The organism is Psychrobacillus sp. BL-248-WT-3 (assembly GCF_012843435.1).
Taxonomy (GTDB): domain Bacteria; phylum Bacillota; class Bacilli; order Bacillales_A; family Planococcaceae; genus Psychrobacillus.
Window position 1 is genome coordinate 1 of sequence record NZ_JABAFC010000009.1, and the last position, 17908, is coordinate 17908.

Here is a 17908-nt window from a genome sequence, read left to right on the forward strand (position 1 = left end):
CATCATCCGCTCGACTTGCATGTATTAGGCACGCCGCCAGCGTTCGTCCTGAGCCAGGATCAAACTCTCCATAATAGAGAACTTAAAAAGCTCATTTTGTTTTGCTGGCATCATCATTAAATGATGTCAAAAATTGTTTTGCGTCAATCAAGCCGAAGCTTGTTGATGCTGTATGTCTTAACGTTTTGCATGTTCAGTTTTCAATGTTCATATAATGTATTTTGTCGTTTTGTTTTAGCGACCTTTGTATCTTAACATCGTTTTAACATGAATGTCAACACTTAATCATAAAATTTATTAAAACAAATTGAAAAGGTGTGTGTTTCCTTGAAAACAAAGCTCTTAATAACCATCACTTCTATACTGTTATTCTTGCTGTTACTCTTCGCGCCCAATACTTATTCTACACTTCTTCCCGTGTTCCAAGTAACCGAAAAACCAAGTGTTATATCGAAGGGAACCTATGGGAATACGGTAACTATCGACCTATCATTTGGTAGAGAGGATGTAGAAACCCTAGTAGAAGGTTTGAAAGCTCCTTATCCTCATTTTTTCATTAGCATTGAATGGATTGAGCGATCTGAGCCCATTATTAAAATTATGCAGGATAAAAAAATCCCTATTAGTCTGTTGGGTAAAGAGGGCTTACTGTATATAGAGGACCGGAGTCTATTTAAAAAAGAAATAGATAGATTTGAAGAGGCTATTGGTGTGAAGCCAGATTGGTTTCGAACTTCTGATTACGAGTTCCCTGTTGAACTTCAAAAAGATGCCTGGAAGGAGGAAGTAAATCTTTTAGGCTCTACTTTAGTTTTAGGAAATACTGTGCCTAAGCTTACGAAGGGAGATATACTTACCGTTCCTCTCCACCAGGAAGAAAGAGTTGATACAATCCAGCTTGCAAAATATTTAAGATCACAATCTTTTGTTAGTATTGAACAAAATATATTTAACATGAAAATGAAAACCAAAAGTTATCCCTAATAGCGTAGAGAATTCAACTATTCTTCTATAATAAAAAACTGCTCCGACTAATAGTCAGAGCAGTTTTCTTATTTAACCTTTGCCTCGGCTTCTCTTCTCGCTTTTCTCCGCGCTTCTAGTTTTAATCGGTCTTCATCAGATTTAGCGTTGTATTTTGGTAAAGCCAATAACTGATATGCATTAACCGCTAGAATTGGGAACAATAATAAAGTAACCCAGCTATCGACGTTATCTGCATTAACCATTAAGACAGGAAGCCACTCTATTGTTGAAATTACAATCATAAAGAACAATGCAGAGATTAACACGTGTTTTTTCGTTTTATTTGCTTTGATAAGCGCCACCACTACTCCTGTTCCGATTAGAACGACTAACAAGAAAGCGTATAGCCAAACTTGCGAAGTAGTATCCGCGTTTGGACGGAAACGGAACATTATTAAATCAAATATGACAAATGCAATGATTAATAACTGTACCCAATTCCATAAAGTTAGGGTTCTAAATATATTTACACCCATTTGGTGAATCGTTAAATATGCGAAAAATCCCATTTGAGTAATAACACTTACGGTAAAGCCCATTACTACCATAAAAGCAAAGGCAGCAAGAAACTCACTCCATTGGCCTGCTTCAAAGTATTTAGCAAAGGCATCATCCCAACGGATAAATAGACCTAAAACTCCTGTTATTAAACCACCGATGAGCATGGAATTGATAAAAAATTTAAACCAATTTCGTATTGTCACAGCTAGGTTGCCTCCATCTACTCTATTTCATCCTTCAATTGTAACAACGATTTGCCAAAAAATCTATTTCTTCATAATATCAATACATATTTCCGTACTAATTGTGAACAATAATTGAAAAGGATGGTGAGGAATCAATGAAGTATTTCGCCCTGATTTTATTAAGTATTGGTTTACTAGCTGGTTGTAATGACTCTTCTAGTACTCCTTCATATGAAGAAAACAAAAAAATGTTAATCGATGCTTTACAGACAGAGGATGGTAAAAAAGCGATTCGAACTCTTTTAGAGGATCCAAAGTTTCAAGAAATGCTTGTAATAGACAGTGAGCAAGTAAAAAAATCAGTAGAACAAACCATGCTTTCTAAGGAAGCCGAGGAGTTCTGGAAAGAAATTTACCAAGATCCTAAATTTTCTGAGACCATGGCTAAGAGTATGAAGAAGCAACAAGAAGACTTAATGAAAAGCATGATGAAGGATCCAGAGTATCTGAAAGACTTAGAAACATTCTTTAGCTCAGACGAGATGAAAAAAGAATTAGAGAAAACATTGAAATCGAGTGATATGAGAAAAGAAATTCAAAAGGTTGTGGAAGAAACTATTCAAAGTCCGTCTCTCCAAGCAAAATGGCAGAAGCTAGTGGAAGAAGCCGGTGCTTCTAAAGAAGAAGGTGGCTCTAAAGAAGAGGGAGGTAAAAAAGAAGAAGAAAAATAGGCCGCTCCTCTATGGAAACGGCCTTTTCTTTATGCTTTTTCTATTACTTTTTCAGCTATTTCTAAATATAGCTTCCCAGTATCATGCGTTTCGCCGTATACAGAAGGAGCAAAGTCAATGTCGTTCCAGTCAGGCTGACCTAATGGAATTTGACCAAGAAGCTCGGTACGAAGCTCATCCGCAAGTTTTGGTCCTCCACCTTTTCCAAAAACAAATTCCTTTTCGCCTGTAGATTTAGATTCATACCAGGACATATTTTCAATAACACCTAGAATTTCGTGGTCCGTCTGTAATGCCATTGCACCTGCACGCGCTGCTACAAACGCAGCTGTAGGGTGAGGAGTGGTTACAACGATCTCTTTAGAAGCCGGTAGCATTTGGTGTATGTCTAACGCGACGTCACCAGTTCCGGGCGGTAAATCTAGTAGCAAGAAATCTAACTCTCCCCACTCTACGTCTTTAAAGAATTGGTCTAACACTTTCCCTAACATTGGTCCACGCCAAACTACTGGAGTATTGTTCTCTACGAAAAATCCCATGGATATTACTTTTACGCCTTTGCGTTCCACTGGAATAATTCGATCCTCTTTAATCTGTGGCACGTCTTTAACACCCATCATATCAGGCACACTGAAGCCGTAAATATCTGCATCTACTAATGCAACTTTTTTACCTAATCTTGCTAGAGCAACAGCAAGGTTTACGGAGACTGTAGATTTACCTACTCCACCTTTACCCGATGCAATCGAGATGATTTTTACTTTACTGTTTGGAGAAAGAATATCTTCGCTATCGCTTTCTTTCCCTTTTCCTCTGAACTGCTCCAATACTTCTTTAGGAAGCTCCTCAAAACGAATACCTACAGTATTTGCACCAGCGTTTTTTAACACTTCAACCACTTTTGTTTGTAATTGCATCTGCTCCGCAGAGTTGATCTTAGCGATTGCAAGCTTAACGCTAACATGATTCTTTTCTTCTTTTATTGAAACTTGAGAGATACCATTCGTTTCTTCAAGCGTTCTATGTAAAAACGGATCGTTTAATTCCCCAAGTAATGTACGAACTTGATTCTCATTAATCATTGTGTAGACACTCCCCTTTAGTTAACTATTCGCAATATAGTATACCATATACGAGTGTCTACCATCCCATCAACGGCTCAATAAATGCTTTCTTCTACAAATACACCTATCCCTTTAGCTATAGCATTTACCATCTCATTTTGATATTTGTCTGATGTAAGTAACTCTCTTTCCTCTGTATTACTTATAAACCCTGTTTCTACTAATACCGCTGGGGCTTTTGCTTTCTTTAAAATGTATACTTGTTTAATAGCTAGAGCTTCTCGTTCTGTATTTCCTATATTTGTTCTAATGGAAGACTGAATAGACTTAGCCAACAGCTGACCACCCTCATGTCCTTCTGCGTGGTAGAAAACTTGAGCACCTCTCCATCTTTCCTCTGGCACAGCATTCACGTGCATACTAATAACCATATCCGGCTCAGAGTTATTCATTATCTCCTCACGAAGCAGAAGGTCAGCTCGTTTTCTAGCTCTTGTAGTTGGAAAGTCCTCATCTGGTGAATGTTCAGCTACAGCGTCTCCTTCTTTAGTTCTTGTCATAACAACGGTTGCACCTTGAGACTTCAATAACTTCTCTAGTTTAAGAGACATAGCTAATGTAATATCTCTTTCCACTATTTCTCCATAACTAGCGCCGCCATCCATACCACCATGGCCTGGATCAATCACAATCTTTACCCCACTCAAAGGCTCTGGTAGGAAGAAACCAATATCACTTGCTCTCGTACTGTACGTTACAGCTAATAGAGTGACAAAAAATAAAACCCCAATTGTTAACCATTTCTTCAGATTAATCGCCCCTTTTTCACTCATTATACGTACGAGGGACAAAGAGTATGATTAGATTCTAGGCTTCATTTTAGAACTTATCCAAAACGAGGGAACTGATAAAACAGTAATAATAGATATGATAAAGAACACGACTGCTCCAGCTCCTATGTTGTCTAAAAGTATGCCTCCCAAACTAGGAGCAATTATTCTTCCTATAGACTTAACTCCGGTTAGAGCGAAGTAAGTTCCTTTCTCATGGTCCTCACACATACTGTCTATATGTATATCTACCATTGTAAATACGAGCACCTCTCCAGCAGTGAAGATTATCATTGCTCCAATCAAAACAATAATATTAGGACTTTGGCCAAATATTAATAACCCTAAGGATAACATCCCACTTCCTATCATGAGAGAAGTAGTCGTACTAATCCGCTCTCCAAGCTTATAAACAAAATATTGAATGATAAGAACCGTAATAGCGTTCGTAGTGATCAACCATGCAAAATATTGTACAGCAAGCTCAGCGTCAAACGTCCTTCCGAGATATTGGCTGAAGGTCGAATCAAACTGACTGTATCCAAAGGTTACAAAAATAAGAGCTAGTACAAAAATGCTAAACGCATAATCTTTTTTAAATACATAAAAAGATTGAAAAATAGATGATTTACTTGCACTAGCCACTGGCCTCACCATTGGATACTTCTTAAACAACACTAAAAATGTAATAATGTTAATTAAAAAGATAAAACCTACTCCAAAGAATATATTCTCTAGCCCAAAACGCTGAAAATAGACAGAAGTAAGGGGAGCTACAGCAGCAGAAATATTAATCAAGAAATATCGGATATTAAAAATTAGTCTTCTATTCTCTGGCTCCGTATAAAGACTCAATAGAACACGATAGGTCGGTTCTACAATCGATTGACTCATCCCAAGAACAATAGCAAAAATGATAAATCCTGCGTATTGATCTATAAATGGAAAATATATATAACACGCAAGATACCCAGCTAAGCCCGTAATGATTACTTTATTTTTAGGAAATTTATCAATATAAGGACCAATAAAAAAACTCATAATAAGTCCTGAAAATGCAAGAGTGGAAAGTATAGCTCCAATTTGCATGCCCGTATAGTCAAACTCATTCAATAAAAATAAAGTTAGGTATGGAATAACTAAAAATGTTCCAAATCTCGCTAAGAAAATGCTCACCAAAATGGTGGAGGTAACAACATTAAATTTTTTTCTCATTTCAACCCTGCTTCTCTCTATTTTTCGTATTCATATAAGCAAACTTGCTTGTCACCCAAGATTATTTCTTTTGCTAGTCTCATTCCTGTCTTCTCTGCTACCTTCCTAGATGCTAGGTTTCCCTTCTGAACAAGCGATATATATCTATCTTCTCCTAGCTGGCTCAACCCTCTTTCTAACAAAGATTTTGCAGCTTCACTTGCATAACCATTTCTCCAATGCTCTCTAGCAATCCAATAACCAACTTCTAATTCTTCTCTTCCCTCTATCACCTGTGGGACAATTCCTGCATGCCCAATAGGTACTCCATCCGTTTTACGGACAAGTAGCTTTAATCCATACTCCTTGTTTAGCTCATAATGTTGGAATATCCATTGTAAGAAATTTACGGATTCCTCCCGGTTTCTTGGCTTTCCACTCCCTATAAACCTCATCATTTTCTCATCCGATAGCATCGAATATAGAAATTTAAAGTCATCCTCTGTATAAGAACGGAACATTAATCGTTCAGATGAAAACAATTCCCCCACCTCCAATATGTATAATTGCTAACTTAATATACACCTTCGCAATTTATGCTACAATCACTATTTCGGCAGAAGATAAATTTTTCTTAATAATTTGTTATTAAATAATAATTTCCCAGGTAATAAATTTTTCCATTACGAATAAAAGGTAGATTAAGGTGCTGAAGACCCAATCTACCTTTTTCGTTAACCTATTTTTTTTACTAAGTAATATTGTTTACTATCCTTCGCAGGAAAATCATCCACAATCCCAATTTCTTCGTAACCAAATTTTTTATAAAAATTCGGGGCTTGAAAGCTAAAGGTATCTAATTGTATAAGCTTACAGCCATGTTCTATCGCAAATTCTTCTATCCTAGTTAGCAGCTCTTTACCGTGACCCTGCCCTCTCAATGAGTCATCCACCCATAGGAAGTCTATATGAAGGTGGTACCAAAAAATTATCCCTGTAATTCCTCCGAGAATTTTTTGATGTTCATCACGCAGTATGTAACTGATCTGTTGTTTCGGGTGCTTCACTTCTTCAGGAACATTGGCCATATTATGCTCGATAACCTTTTGTCGTATATAATCACTATCCGCCTGATTCCATTGCTTTATAATTTCCATGCCAACATTCCCCTCTCCACGTTCTTTGTTCAATTTTAACTTATATAAATTACGTAGTCTTTTTTTATAATAAAACAACTCCTTAGAAATCAAATATTACAAGATTTCACTGGAGCTATTTCACAAGCATCTGACTCCGCTGTGTTGCAGTTAGTATATAAACAATTATTTTATTTGTTTCTAATAAACTCTTAGCATTCGTCCATACCTGTCCAATACGCCAATGTTTATTTTTCCACGAAAAAACCCTCTCCCAAATTGGGAAAGGGTTGTAAATTCGATATTAACGTTTTGAGAACTGAGGTGCACGACGAGCGCCTTTAAGTCCTGGTTTTTTACGTTCTTTCATACGTGGGTCACGTGTTAAGAATCCTGCTGATTTTAAAGCTGGACGGAAATCAGGATCTACTGTAAGTAGTGCACGTGCAATACCGTGACGGATTGCTCCTGCTTGACCTGTGAATCCACCACCATTAACGTTTACATGAACATCGTAGCTACCTAAAGTTTGAGTAGTTACTAATGGTTGTTTAATGATTTCACGTAAAGTTTCGTATGGTACGTAATCTTCTACGTCACGTTTGTTGATAACGATTTTTCCTTCGCCTGGTACTAAACGTACGCGTGCTACTGAGCTTTTACGGCGACCAGTGCCGATATATTGAACTTGTGCCAAGTGTATGTCCTCCTCTTAATTATTATCCGCGAAGCTCAAATGCTTCTGGTTGTTGTGCTGCATGTGGATGTTCTGCTCCAGCGTAAACGTGAAGTTTTCCGAACATTTGACGACCTAAAGTGTTTTTAGGAAGCATTCCTTTGATCGCTAATTCGATCATTTTTGTTGGGTACTTAGTACGCATTTCTAAAGCAGTACGTTGTTTAAGTCCACCAGCAAATTGAGTGTGACGGTAGTAAATTTTGTCGTTTAACTTGTTCCCAGTTAAATGAATTTTTTCTGCATTGATAATGATCACATGATCACCAGTGTCAACATTCGGTGTGAATGTTGGTTTGTTTTTTCCACGTAAAATAGCTGCTACTTCAGAAGCAAGACGACCAAGAGTTTGGCCTTCAGCGTCGATAACTAACCATTTACGTTCTACTTCGTGACCTTTAGCCATGAATGTTGTACGCATGTATTTTGTCCTCCTAATTCAATCATAATCGATCTATAATTTTCTATATCCTCATAACAATAAGTTTCGGGGCTTATATTGTGGGGCTAATGAAAATACCATACATCATCATAACCCGCCGTCGCTTAATAGTCAAGTATTTTTCCATAAACACCTGGAAAAGTTGCTATATCATGAATACTCTACTTTTTCTAGGTATAAACCGTGTGCTGGAGCGGTTTTCCCAGCTTTTTTTCTATCGCAAGATTGAAGAATTCCCGGTAGCTCGTCTACATTTTTTTTTCCTATTGCCACTTCCCATAAAGTGCCTGCAATAATTCGGACCATATTATATAAAAAACCACTGCCGTTAATCACCATATGCAGCTGATTAGATTCTTCCTTCCATTCAAATTCTATCGATCGTACCGTTCGAATAAAATCTTTCACACTAGTTTTAGATGCACAGAAGCTTGAAAAATCATGCGTTCCTAAAAGGTGAACAGAAGCTTCCTTCATCAATTCTACGTTAGGCTTATATCTATCTACATGGACCGTATAGTTACGCTCAAAGGGACTTTGAATCTCTTCAAGCGACCATTTATAACGATACGTTTTACCCGCTGCATGGTATCTAGCATGAAAGTCGGCAGCCACTTCTTCTACGAAAAGTATTCGGATATCCTTTGGGAGTTGAACATTTAAAGCAGTTCTCCAGCTGTCCATAGATAAAGTAAAGGGACTATCAAAATGGATTACCTGCCCTGTAGCATGAACCCCAGCATCCGTTCGTCCACTTGCTACTACCTTTACTAGCTCTCCTTTATGGATTGTTTGTAGAACTCGTTCAAGCTCTAACTGTACGGTTCTTTTTCCCGGTTGGATTTGATAACCCGAAAATTGACTCCCGTCATAGCTTATTACAGCTCTTAAACGCATACGGTTACCTCCATTTACTGTCTAAAATAAACAAGGATAGCAGCCAGTAGGACAAGAACGACTAAAATTGACGTATCCTTCTTCCTCCACTCAAGCTTGCGATATCTTGTCCTTCCTTCTCCACCTTTATAGCCGCGAACCTCCATAGCTGTTGCTAAATCTTCTGCTCGCTTAAATGCACTCACAAATAGTGGAATGAGCAGCGGTACAATAGCATTCATGCGCTGCTTCATACTTCCCGACGTCATATCCGACCCCCTTGCCATCTGTGCTTTCATAATCTTGTCAGTTTCATCCATAAGAGTTGGGATGAACCTTAAAGAGATTGACATCATAAGCGCTAATTCATGCACTGGGAGCTTCCATTTCTTTAGGGGATTCAGAAGTATCTCTAAAGCATCTGTAATCGATATAGGGGTTGTAGTGAGCGTTAGAATGGACGTTAGTATAACAAGGACGAAGAAACGAATAGATATAAATATCCCTTGCTTCAAGCCTTCTTCATAAATCTTTATAAACTTCCATTCAAAAATAATAGCTCCCTCTCGGGTAAATATCATGTGCAGCAGGAACGTAAAGATAATTAGAAAAACGACTGGCTTTAATCCGTTGATTAAAAAGTATAATCTAATTTTGGACATACGAATGATTAAAAAAGTAAATAACACTAATATCCCATATGTAATCCAGTTATTTGCGATGAAAACTACGGCAATAAAAAGAAAAACAAAGATTAGTTTAGCTCGAGCATCTAAACGATGGATAAACGAATCTCCCGGAATATATCTTCCAAAAATCATTTTTTCTAACATTCATCCTCACACCCTTCCTTTAACAGGTGTGCCAATTCTTTCGCTAACACTTCCTCCGTTAAGCAGAGGTTCGGTAGCCTTTTACCCATCATTTGTTCTAGCTTCCGCTGAAACTTTACTGTTTGAGGTAGCTCTAAACGGTAGTCCTTTAATTGAGTTTCATTTTGAAATATTTCTTCTGGAGTTCCTTGAACTACACATTTCCCTTTATGCATAATTGCTATTTGATCTGCATATCTAGCTGCATCCTCCATGCTGTGCGTCACGAGGATGGTCGTGAGCCCCGTCTCTTGATGGATTTGATAGAAGAGGTCCATAATCTCTTTCCGGCCTCTAGGATCAAGTCCTGCAGTAGGCTCGTCTAACACAAGGACATCTGGGTTCATCGCCAGAACCCCCGCTATAGCAACTCGTCTCATTTGGCCTCCTGATAGATCAAATGGAGACTTATCCATGACTTCATCTGGTAGACCTAATAGTCGAATTAATTCGATGGCCCGAGCTTTGGCTTCTGCCTCTGATACTCCGTAATTCATAGGCCCAAACATAATATCTTTCAGAACAGTCTCATCGAATAATTGATGCTCTGGAAATTGAAAAACAATGCCTACCCTTTGTCTGACTGAGCGTAGCTGCTTATTTTTCTTATCTGCCTTCACTTCTACGTTTCCTATTTTAACTGTGCCATCCGTAGGCTTTAACAATGCATTCAAGTGCTGTAATACAGTGGATTTGCCCGACCCTGTATGCCCTATAATTGCTTGATAAGAGCCAGATGAAATATGCATGTTTACGCTAAACAGGGCTCTCTTTTCAAAGGGCGTATCTTTAGCATAAGCGTAGCTTACTTGTTGAAGTATGATGTCCATAAATCATTCACCAACTCTTCTTCTGTCATATGTTCTGCAGTTAGGGATATCCCTTCAGCTTTTAGGAGCTTGGACATTTTCATGGCGAAAGGTAAATCTAAGCCTAAATCCACCAATTCTTGACCACGTTCAAAAATCCCTTTAGGAGTATCCTCCACATACTTTTCTCCTTGATTCATCATTATTACTCTATCCGCAAGCAATGTTTCCTCTAAATCATGGGTGATAGAGATAACAGTTAAATCTGTTTCTTCTCTTAACTGTCTGACAGTCGTTAACACCTCTTCCTTTCCTTGCGGGTCTAACATAGAGGTTGCTTCGTCTAACAGTAAGATTCGAGGTTGCATCGCAATAGCGCCTGCTATCGCCACTCTTTGCTTCTGACCGCCGGATAGATGATGAGGTTCGCTATTCATAAAATCTTGCATATTGACCTTTGCTAGCGAATGTCTAACTCGTTCTACCATTTCCTCAAAGGGGATTCCGTTATTCTCAAGGGCAAATGCTACATCATCCTGAACAGTAGCCCCGACGAATTGGTTATCGGGATTTTGAAAAACCATCCCCATTTTCGATCTTGTTTCCCAAAGATTGTCTTGTGACAAGGAGTCACCAAAAACACGTACTGTTCCCTCCTGAGGAAATAGAAGACCATTCATTAGTCGGGCTAACGTCGATTTACCAGAACCATTATGACCTACAATGGCGACCCATTCACCTTCCTTAATAGAAAATGACACATTATGTATAGCTGGCCGTATAATAGACTCCTCTTCAGCATATGTAAAGGTTACATTCTGTAAGGATATAATTTCTTTTTTCAACCACTTAACCTCCCTTAACTAAACTCTGCTCGGCTTAACTCTATCCTAACAAATTTTATGGACAAATTAAAAAAGCGCGCACCTCATTTGGAGAAATGCGCTCTTCTATAACTTATTTCTTGACTGGTTGCTCAAGACCAGTCAGAAAATGAGGTGCGTAGAGCTAGACGAGACGCCACTAATGAAAGTCCGCTCATCATAACACTCTGCTTTTATAATGTCGTATAAATCTGTTTGAAAAAAGAAGAGGGTGGTAGCAACACCAACATCCCTCTTCAGCTTTGGATTTTAATTTAGCAATCGATCAAACGACTGATCCATTAAATTAAACTAACTCAATTACTACAACTGGTGCTCCGTCTCCGCGACGAGGTCCAACTTTCATAATACGAGTGTAACCGCCTTGGCGATCTGCATAACGTGGTGCAACATCATCAAACAATTTTTGCAAAGCAAAAGTTGTTGATTCTTCGCCTTCTTCGTTTGTAGTAGTAACTACTTCACGACGAATGTAAGCAGCTGCTTGACGACGAGCATGCAAGTCTCCGCGTTTACCTAAAGTGATCATTTTTTCAACAACAGAACGTAATTCTTTTGCACGTGCTTCAGTTGTTTGAAGACGCTCATGAATAATTAGGTCAGTCGTTAAGTCACGTAACATCGCTTTACGTTGAGAACTTGTACGTCCAAGTTTTCTGTAACCCATGGATGTTTCCCTCCTTTGGTGAATATTCATATCTAGCTATATCAAAATTCGCTTAGTCTTCTTTACGTAATCCTAAGCCAAGCTCATCTAACTTAGCTCTTACTTCTTCTAAAGATTTACGTCCAAGGTTTCTTACTTTCATCATGTCGTCTTCTGACTTGCTAGCTAGCTCAAGTACTGTATTAATACCTGCGCGCTTCAAGCAGTTATAAGAACGAACAGAAAGATCAAGTTCTTCAATAGTCATCTCTAAAACTTTTTCTTTTTGATCTTCTTCTTTTTCAACCATGATTTCAGCAGTTTGTGCCTCATCTGTCATCCCTACAAAAATGTTCAAGTGCTCTGTTAGTATTTTTGCTCCAAGAGAAATCGCCTCTTTTGGACCGGTGCTGCCATCTGTCCACACATCAAGAGTTAATTTATCGTAGTTAGACATTTGTCCAACACGAGTGTTTTCCACTTGAAAATTAACGCGTGAAACTGGAGTATAAATAGAGTCGATCGGGATTACGCCGATAGGAAGATCCTCACGTTTGTTTTGATCAGCAGGAGTGTAGCCACGGCCTCTCCCTGCGTACATACGCATACGGAAATGACCATTTTTGCCGATTGTAGCAATATAAAGTTCAGGATTTAAAATCTCCACATCGCTGTCATGAGTAATGTCAGCTGCTGTAATCGTTCCTTCTCCTTTAACATCTATCTCTATGACTTTTTCTTCATCAGAGTAGATTTTAAGAGCTAGCTTTTTCACATTCATAATAATAGATGCTACATCTTCCACTACGCCTTCAATAGTTGAAAACTCGTGTAAAACGCCATCGATTTGAATAGAAGTAACTGCAGCTCCTGGTAAAGAAGACAGAAGGATACGACGTAAAGAATTACCCAAAGTATTTCCATAGCCACGTTCAAGCGGTTCTACAACAAATTTACCAAATTTGGCACTTTCGCTGATTTCTACACTTTCAATCTTTGGTTTTTCAATTTCGATCATTCCAATTTACCCTCCCTCAAAACATCGAATGTATAGGTTCTTTCCATCATGAATTCGATCGTTTAACTGATTGCTGTGTTGCACAACCTCAGTCTGTACAATAAATGATGTTCTCAAACATATTGAGGATCACCTATTAAACGCGACGACGTTTTGGTGGACGGCAACCATTATGTGGTACTGGTGTTACGTCTTTAATTGCTGTAACTTCTAGACCTGCAGCTTGTAGTGCGCGGATTGCCGCTTCACGACCAGCACCAGGACCTTTAACAGTTACTTCTAAAGTTTTTAAACCATGTTCCATTGAAGTTTTAGCAGCAGTTTCAGCAGCCATTTGTGCAGCGAATGGAGTAGATTTACGAGAACCTCTGAATCCAAGAGCTCCAGCACTTGACCAAGAAATTGCATTACCTTGCATGTCTGTTATAGTCACAATAGTGTTGTTAAATGTTGAGCGAATGTGAGCAATACCGGATTCGATATTCTTTTTCACACGACGCTTACGTGTTTGTTGTTTACGTGCCATGTTAAGAAGAAACCTCCTTTACCGATTATTTTTTCTTGTTAGCTACTGTTTTACGTGGACCTTTACGAGTACGAGCATTGTTCTTCGTGTTTTGTCCGCGTACTGGTAAGCCGCGACGATGACGGATTCCTCGGAATGAACCGATTTCCATCAGACGTTTAATGTTTAGTGATACTTCACGACGAAGGTCACCTTCTACTTTGTATACACCGATTTGTTCACGGATTTTGTTAAGCTCGTCTTCAGTTAAATCACGAACGCGAGTCTCTTCTGAGATCCCAGCTTCCGCTAATACTTTTTGTGACGTAGTTTTACCAATTCCGAAAATATATGTTAATGCAATAACAACGCGTTTATCGCGTGGAATGTCAACACCAGCAATACGTGCCATATGTGTCGTGCACCTCCTTCTTATTATCCTTGTCTTTGTTTGTGTTTAGGATTTTCACAGATTACCATTACTTTACCGCGTCGGCGAATTACTTTACATTTTTCGCAGATCGGCTTCACAGATGGTCTCACTTTCATCTAACCCAACCTCCTTAGTAGTCCGGAGTGCAAAAGATTTATTTAAAACGGTACGTGATACGACCGCGAGTTAAATCGTAAGGAGAAAGTTCAATTGTGACTTTATCTCCAGGTAAAATGCGGATAAAGTGCATACGAATTTTACCCGATACATGCGCAAGTATCGTATGACCGTTTTCTAATTCTACCTTAAACATCGCGTTTGGCAAAGTCTCAACAACTGTTCCTTCGACTTCAATTACATCATCTTTCGCCATCAACCCTGTCTCCCTTCTATATACAAATCAGGTTCTCAACAATAATCAAACGTAATTTGCTGTAGTATAGCCTCAAAATAAACGAAACTATTCGTTTTAAGCATATGTTTGGAAATCATGAGAGATGTTCGAAAGACACTCGTAAGGTTTCGTTTAACGCAATCCACCGAGTAGACTGACTGGTAGAAACCTGTCTCCCTCATGTCAACATGTTCGTACGAATGTGTTGGATGAGTTCCATAGTACCCGTTCGATTAATGCTTTCCACGAAACCCATTATACCCTTTCAGAAATCAAAATGCACGTGGACTAGGGGGTCCTCGCTGTTAACACATTTTAAAATCATCCAGTTCGTATACCGGGCGCAATATGCTTTTGCAGCTCTCGAAAAAAACGTTTACGTTCTTTGCATACTACCCGGATATTCAGTCGTCTGCGACGGGCACCGGGCTTTAGATGCGGTTGCCCTGTAACAGAGCATCGATGTCAGCAAATACTACTTTAATATCCTGCTGGCCATCTAAATTACTTAAAACACCTTTGTTCTCATAAAAATCAAGCAAAGGTTGTGTTTGCTTCATATTTACTTCCAGACGGTTCGTCACCGTTTCGGGATTATCGTCCGCACGTTGATAAAGCTCTCCTCCATCTTTGTCACAAACACCCTCCTTAGCAGGTGGGTTGAACAGTAGATGATAAGCAGTGCCGCATTCTTTACAAATACGACGACCTGTTAGACGTTTAATCAATTCTTCTTGTTCTACTTGAATATTAAGCACATGCTCAATAGATTTCCCTAGATCCGAAAGTAAAGCATCTAATGCTTCAGCTTGAGGAACCGTACGCGGGAAGCCATCTAATAGGAATCCTTGATCGCAATCTGGTTTACTTAATCTTTCACGAACAATACCAATCGTAACTTCATCGGGTACTAATGCACCTTGATCCATAAACGATTTTGCTTTTAAACCAAGCTCCGTGCCTTCTTTAATAGCTGCACGAAACATGTCGCCTGTAGAAATATGAGGGATTGCGTACTTCTCAACAATTTTATCTGCTTGAGTGCCTTTACCAGCACCAGGCAGACCCATTAAAACGATATTCATACGAAAATGCCCCCCAGGACTATTTGTTGATTTTTAGGAACTCTTATCGTTCCTAAAAACCTACATTATTTCATAAAGCCTTTATAGTGACGTTTAACTAATTGGGATTCTAATTGTTTCATTGTTTCAAGGGCTACCCCAACAATGATAAGCAGACTTGTTCCGCCAATTTGTATCGATTGTGGTAAACCAGCAAACTTTACAAATAATAGAGGCATAATAGAGATTACTGCTAAGAAAATAGCTCCAACAAAAGTTAAACGGTATAAAACGCTCGTTAAGTAATCTTGTGTGTTTATTCCTGGACGAATCCCTGGAATATATGCACCTTGCTTTTTCAAGTTATCTGCTACATTTTCCGGATTCACCTGAATGAATGCGTAGAAATAAGTAAAGGCAGCTATCAAAGCAACATAGATGATCATACCAACTGGCTGTGTGTAATCTAGCGTGTTTCTAATAAATTCTGTTGTTTTGTTTTCACCAAAGAACAAAATGATAGACTGCGGAGCCATAAGGAACGCAGATGCAAAGATTACTGGGATAACTCCCGCAGCGTTAACTTTTAAAGGTAAATGTGTTTGTTGGCCTCCAGTTTGTGAAGAACCAGCAACACGTTTTGCATATTGAATAGGAATTTTACGCAACGCTTGTTGAATATAAATAACTCCTACTGTAACTGCAATGATTGCCAATAAAAGCAAGATGATAATCACGATGTTGATGAATAATGCATCACCAGCATCTTGGATTTGTTGAGCATACAATTGGTTAACTCCGTTAGGGATAGCAGCAACAATACCTGCAAAGATAATGACAGAAATACCATTACCAACGCCTGAAGCAGTGATTTGTTCACCTAACCACATTAAAAATGCAGTACCGGCAGTTAATACAACCGCAATAGTTAGATACGTTAGAATACCATCGTCTTTTATCAAAGAACCACTATACATTTGGTTGAAACCGTATGACATGGCGATCGCTTGGATAAAAGCTAACACAATTGTGAAGTATCGAGTAAATTGAGCAAGTTTCCGTCTTCCGACTTCCCCTTGTTTTGCCCACTCAGTAAACTTCGGAACAACGTCCATTTGTAACAACTGAACGATAATTGATGCTGTAATGTATGGCATGATACCCATTGCTAAAATAGAAAAGTTAGCAAGAGCTCCACCACCGAATGTATTTAAGAAACCGATTAAACCTAGTTCATCTGTTTGCTTTAATACATCTGCATTAACGTGAGGTACTGGAACAAATGTCCCAATACGAAACACGATTAGCATTAATAATGTAAAAATGATTTTATTTCGAATATCTCTCACACGCATAAAGTTGGAGATTGTCTGAAACATTAAACCACCTCTGTTTGTCCGCCAGCATTCTCGATTGCTTCTTTTGCTGTTGCAGAGAATTTGTGAGCTTTTACTGATAGTTTCTTCTCAAGAGTTCCATTACCTAAGATCTTAATACCAGACTTTTCGTTACTCACAACACCTGTTTCTATTAATAGAGCAGGTGTAACTTCTGTGCCTTCTTCGAAACGATTTAATGTGTCAAGGTTTACAATTGCATATTCTTTACGGTTGATGTTAGTAAATCCACGTTTTGGTAAACGACGGAATAAAGGGTTTTGACCCCCTTCAAATCCTGGACGTACTCCTCCGCCTGAACGAGAATTTTGACCTTTATGACCTCTACCTGCAGTTTTACCGTTACCAGAACCGATACCACGACCTACGCGGTTACGTGTAGAACGAGATCCTTCTGCTGGTTTTAACTCATGAAGTTTCATATGGTGGCACCTCCTTATTCTTAAAATAAACCTTAAATTTCTTTCAAAGTTACTAAGTGAGCTACTTTGCCAACCATTCCGCGGATAGCGGCGTTGTCTTGGTGCTCAACTGTTTGATGAAGTTTACGTAATCCAAGAGCTTCTGCTGTTTTGCGTTGATTTGGTTTAGTACCAATCAAGCTTTTAGTAAGGGTGATTTCTAATTTAGTTGCCATTGTAATTTCCCCCCTTATCCTAACAGTTCTTCTACTGATTTACCACGTAATTTAGCAACGTCCTCAGCACGTTTTAGTTGATTTAAACCTTGTACTGTAGCACGAACCATGTTAATTGGTGTGTTAGATCCAAGTGATTTCGATAGAATATCAGTAATACCAGCTAACTCAAGAACCGCACGAACTGGTCCTCCAGCGATAACTCCAGTACCTGGTGCTGCTGGTTTAACTAGAATAGATCCAGCTCCAAAGCGACCAATTACTTGGTGAGGAGTAGTTCCGCCAACTCTTGGTACTTCGATTAGATTTTTCTTCGCATCTTCAACTGCTTTACGGATAGCATCAGGAACCTCTTGAGCTTTCCCAGTACCAAATCCTACATGTCCGTTTTTGTCTCCAACTACTACTAATGCAGTAAAGCGGAAACGACGTCCACCTTTTACAACTTTAGCAACACGATTAATTGTTACTACGCGTTCTTCAAGTTCAAGTTTGTTTGGGTCAATACCACGCATGAAATATGTCCCT

Annotated in this window: 25 protein-coding genes and 1 rRNA gene; 2 read left to right on the forward strand and 24 right to left on the reverse strand. The window is 38.8% G+C overall.

Going from position 1 to position 17908, the window contains the following annotated elements; all coding sequences use genetic code 11:
• A 16S ribosomal RNA gene (locus HF876_RS06870) occupies positions 1-75 on the reverse strand; the annotation flags it as partial.
• Between the two features lie 252 nt (positions 76-327).
• On the opposite strand from HF876_RS06870, the gene HF876_RS06875 reads away from it, so the two are divergent.
• The gene (locus HF876_RS06875) at positions 328-984 is read left to right on the forward strand and encodes a polysaccharide deacetylase family protein (RefSeq protein WP_169359338.1); all 657 of its coding nucleotides are present in this window, start codon (positions 328-330) and stop codon (positions 982-984) included.
• 68 nt (positions 985-1052) lie between these two features.
• On the opposite strand, the gene HF876_RS06880 is transcribed toward HF876_RS06875, so the two are convergent.
• Positions 1053-1730 carry a KinB-signaling pathway activation protein gene (locus tag HF876_RS06880; protein WP_169359339.1) on the reverse strand — a complete coding sequence of 226 codons (678 nt, stop codon included), beginning with the start codon at positions 1728-1730 and terminating at the stop codon, positions 1053-1055.
• 137 nt (positions 1731-1867) lie between these two features.
• Here HF876_RS06880 and gerD point away from each other — a divergent pair, with 137 nt between their 5' ends.
• Complete coding sequence (gene gerD, locus HF876_RS06885) at positions 1868-2443, forward strand: spore germination lipoprotein GerD (RefSeq protein ID WP_169359340.1); 576 nt, start codon at positions 1868-1870, stop codon at positions 2441-2443.
• A gap of 29 nt (positions 2444-2472) precedes the next feature.
• Here gerD and HF876_RS06890 read toward each other — a convergent pair whose 3' ends face one another.
• The 22 genes from HF876_RS06890 to rpsE form a co-directional block, all read right to left on the reverse strand.
• Complete coding sequence (locus tag HF876_RS06890; RefSeq protein ID WP_169359341.1) at positions 2473-3525, reverse strand: Mrp/NBP35 family ATP-binding protein; 1053 nt, start codon at positions 3523-3525, stop codon at positions 2473-2475.
• A 77-nt stretch (positions 3526-3602) separates the two neighbouring features.
• Positions 3603-4316 (reverse strand): N-acetylmuramoyl-L-alanine amidase, encoded by a 714-nt coding sequence (locus tag HF876_RS06895; protein WP_169359429.1) that lies wholly within the window; start codon positions 4314-4316, stop codon positions 3603-3605.
• A gap of 51 nt (positions 4317-4367) precedes the next feature.
• Complete coding sequence (locus tag HF876_RS06900) at positions 4368-5552, reverse strand: MFS transporter (protein ID WP_169359342.1); 1185 nt, start codon at positions 5550-5552, stop codon at positions 4368-4370.
• A gap of 17 nt (positions 5553-5569) precedes the next feature.
• Positions 5570-6073, reverse strand: coding sequence for a GNAT family N-acetyltransferase (locus HF876_RS06905; protein WP_240949690.1), 504 nt, complete (start codon positions 6071-6073; stop codon positions 5570-5572).
• A 192-nt stretch (positions 6074-6265) separates the two neighbouring features.
• A complete protein-coding gene (locus HF876_RS06910; protein WP_169359343.1) occupies positions 6266-6688 on the reverse strand; it encodes a GNAT family N-acetyltransferase in 423 nt (140 codons plus the stop codon).
• A 283-nt stretch (positions 6689-6971) separates the two neighbouring features.
• Positions 6972-7364 (reverse strand): 30S ribosomal protein S9, encoded by a 393-nt coding sequence (gene rpsI / locus HF876_RS06915; protein ID WP_144512714.1) that lies wholly within the window; start codon positions 7362-7364, stop codon positions 6972-6974.
• Positions 7365-7386: 22 nt separating this feature from the next.
• Positions 7387-7824 (reverse strand): 50S ribosomal protein L13, encoded by a 438-nt coding sequence (rplM, locus tag HF876_RS06920; RefSeq protein WP_151112062.1) that lies wholly within the window; start codon positions 7822-7824, stop codon positions 7387-7389.
• 171 nt (positions 7825-7995) lie between these two features.
• Complete coding sequence (gene truA / locus HF876_RS06925) at positions 7996-8742, reverse strand: tRNA pseudouridine(38-40) synthase TruA (RefSeq protein WP_169359344.1); 747 nt, start codon at positions 8740-8742, stop codon at positions 7996-7998.
• 14 nt (positions 8743-8756) lie between these two features.
• Positions 8757-9554, reverse strand: coding sequence for an energy-coupling factor transporter transmembrane component T family protein (locus HF876_RS06930; protein WP_169359345.1), 798 nt, complete (start codon positions 9552-9554; stop codon positions 8757-8759).
• Positions 9548-10423, reverse strand: a complete 876-nt coding sequence (locus HF876_RS06935; RefSeq protein WP_169359346.1) for an energy-coupling factor ABC transporter ATP-binding protein — start codon at positions 10421-10423, stop codon at positions 9548-9550. The genes HF876_RS06930 and HF876_RS06935 overlap by 7 nt, the downstream gene beginning before the upstream one ends.
• Entirely contained in the window at positions 10399-11247 is an 849-nt protein-coding gene (locus HF876_RS06940) for an energy-coupling factor ABC transporter ATP-binding protein (RefSeq protein ID WP_169359347.1), read from the reverse strand. Before HF876_RS06940 ends, HF876_RS06935 begins: the two co-directional genes overlap by 25 nt.
• A 325-nt stretch (positions 11248-11572) precedes the next feature.
• Positions 11573-11953, reverse strand: a complete 381-nt coding sequence (gene rplQ, locus HF876_RS06945) for a 50S ribosomal protein L17 (protein WP_169359348.1) — start codon at positions 11951-11953, stop codon at positions 11573-11575.
• A gap of 52 nt (positions 11954-12005) precedes the next feature.
• Positions 12006-12950, reverse strand: a complete 945-nt coding sequence (locus HF876_RS06950; RefSeq protein ID WP_169359349.1) for a DNA-directed RNA polymerase subunit alpha — start codon at positions 12948-12950, stop codon at positions 12006-12008.
• Positions 12951-13086: 136 nt separating this feature from the next.
• Complete coding sequence (rpsK, locus tag HF876_RS06955) at positions 13087-13476, reverse strand: 30S ribosomal protein S11 (RefSeq protein ID WP_169359350.1); 390 nt, start codon at positions 13474-13476, stop codon at positions 13087-13089.
• A gap of 25 nt (positions 13477-13501) precedes the next feature.
• Positions 13502-13867 carry a 30S ribosomal protein S13 gene (gene rpsM, locus HF876_RS06960; RefSeq protein WP_090567879.1) on the reverse strand — a complete coding sequence of 122 codons (366 nt, stop codon included), beginning with the start codon at positions 13865-13867 and terminating at the stop codon, positions 13502-13504.
• A 23-nt stretch (positions 13868-13890) separates the two neighbouring features.
• Entirely contained in the window at positions 13891-14004 is a 114-nt protein-coding gene (gene rpmJ, locus HF876_RS06965) for a 50S ribosomal protein L36 (protein ID WP_003247619.1), read from the reverse strand.
• 38 nt (positions 14005-14042) lie between these two features.
• Entirely contained in the window at positions 14043-14261 is a 219-nt protein-coding gene (infA, locus tag HF876_RS06970; protein WP_016429904.1) for a translation initiation factor IF-1, read from the reverse strand.
• Positions 14262-14713: 452 nt separating this feature from the next.
• A complete protein-coding gene (locus HF876_RS06975) occupies positions 14714-15367 on the reverse strand; it encodes an adenylate kinase (RefSeq protein WP_169359351.1) in 654 nt (217 codons plus the stop codon).
• Positions 15368-15432: 65 nt separating this feature from the next.
• Positions 15433-16725 carry a preprotein translocase subunit SecY gene (gene secY / locus HF876_RS06980; RefSeq protein ID WP_169359352.1) on the reverse strand — a complete coding sequence of 431 codons (1293 nt, stop codon included), beginning with the start codon at positions 16723-16725 and terminating at the stop codon, positions 15433-15435.
• Complete coding sequence (gene rplO, locus HF876_RS06985) at positions 16725-17165, reverse strand: 50S ribosomal protein L15 (RefSeq protein ID WP_169359353.1); 441 nt, start codon at positions 17163-17165, stop codon at positions 16725-16727. The genes secY and rplO overlap by 1 nt, the downstream gene beginning before the upstream one ends.
• 32 nt (positions 17166-17197) lie before the next feature.
• A complete protein-coding gene (gene rpmD, locus HF876_RS06990) occupies positions 17198-17380 on the reverse strand; it encodes a 50S ribosomal protein L30 (protein ID WP_142538201.1) in 183 nt (60 codons plus the stop codon).
• Between the two features lie 14 nt (positions 17381-17394).
• Positions 17395-17895, reverse strand: coding sequence for a 30S ribosomal protein S5 (gene rpsE / locus HF876_RS06995; RefSeq protein WP_144541001.1), 501 nt, complete (start codon positions 17893-17895; stop codon positions 17395-17397).
• Positions 17896-17908: the final 13 nt, after the last annotated feature.

Bases quoted from the DNA above. Each gene is read 5' to 3' on its own strand.
- gerD (WP_169359340.1), top strand. From the start codon at position 1,868: ATGAAGTATTTCGCCCTGATTTTATTAAGTATTGGTTTACTAGCTGGT.
- HF876_RS06890 (WP_169359341.1), bottom strand. From the start codon at position 3,525: ATGATTAATGAGAATCAAGTTCGTACATTACTTGGGGAATTAAACGAT.
- HF876_RS06900 (WP_169359342.1), bottom strand. From the start codon at position 5,552: ATGAGAAAAAAATTTAATGTTGTTACCTCCACCATTTTGGTGAGCATT.
- HF876_RS06910 (WP_169359343.1), bottom strand. From the start codon at position 6,688: ATGGAAATTATAAAGCAATGGAATCAGGCGGATAGTGATTATATACGA.
- rplM (WP_151112062.1), bottom strand. From the start codon at position 7,824: ATGCGTACAACATTCATGGCTAAAGGTCACGAAGTAGAACGTAAATGG.
- truA (WP_169359344.1), bottom strand. From the start codon at position 8,742: ATGCGTTTAAGAGCTGTAATAAGCTATGACGGGAGTCAATTTTCGGGT.
- HF876_RS06930 (WP_169359345.1), bottom strand. From the start codon at position 9,554: ATGTTAGAAAAAATGATTTTTGGAAGATATATTCCGGGAGATTCGTTT.
- HF876_RS06935 (WP_169359346.1), bottom strand. From the start codon at position 10,423: ATGGACATCATACTTCAACAAGTAAGCTACGCTTATGCTAAAGATACG.
- rplQ (WP_169359348.1), bottom strand. From the start codon at position 11,953: ATGGGTTACAGAAAACTTGGACGTACAAGTTCTCAACGTAAAGCGATG.
- HF876_RS06950 (WP_169359349.1), bottom strand. From the start codon at position 12,950: ATGATCGAAATTGAAAAACCAAAGATTGAAAGTGTAGAAATCAGCGAA.
- rpsK (WP_169359350.1), bottom strand. From the start codon at position 13,476: ATGGCACGTAAACAACAAACACGTAAGCGTCGTGTGAAAAAGAATATC.
- rpsM (WP_090567879.1), bottom strand. From the start codon at position 13,867: ATGGCACGTATTGCTGGTGTTGACATTCCACGCGATAAACGCGTTGTT.
- rpmJ (WP_003247619.1), bottom strand. From the start codon at position 14,004: ATGAAAGTGAGACCATCTGTGAAGCCGATCTGCGAAAAATGTAAAGTA.
- infA (WP_016429904.1), bottom strand. From the start codon at position 14,261: ATGGCGAAAGATGATGTAATTGAAGTCGAAGGAACAGTTGTTGAGACT.
- HF876_RS06975 (WP_169359351.1), bottom strand. From the start codon at position 15,367: ATGAATATCGTTTTAATGGGTCTGCCTGGTGCTGGTAAAGGCACTCAA.
- secY (WP_169359352.1), bottom strand. From the start codon at position 16,725: ATGTTTCAGACAATCTCCAACTTTATGCGTGTGAGAGATATTCGAAAT.
- rplO (WP_169359353.1), bottom strand. From the start codon at position 17,165: ATGAAACTTCATGAGTTAAAACCAGCAGAAGGATCTCGTTCTACACGT.
- rpmD (WP_142538201.1), bottom strand. From the start codon at position 17,380: ATGGCAACTAAATTAGAAATCACCCTTACTAAAAGCTTGATTGGTACT.
- rpsE (WP_144541001.1), bottom strand. From the start codon at position 17,895: ATGCGTGGTATTGACCCAAACAAACTTGAACTTGAAGAACGCGTAGTA.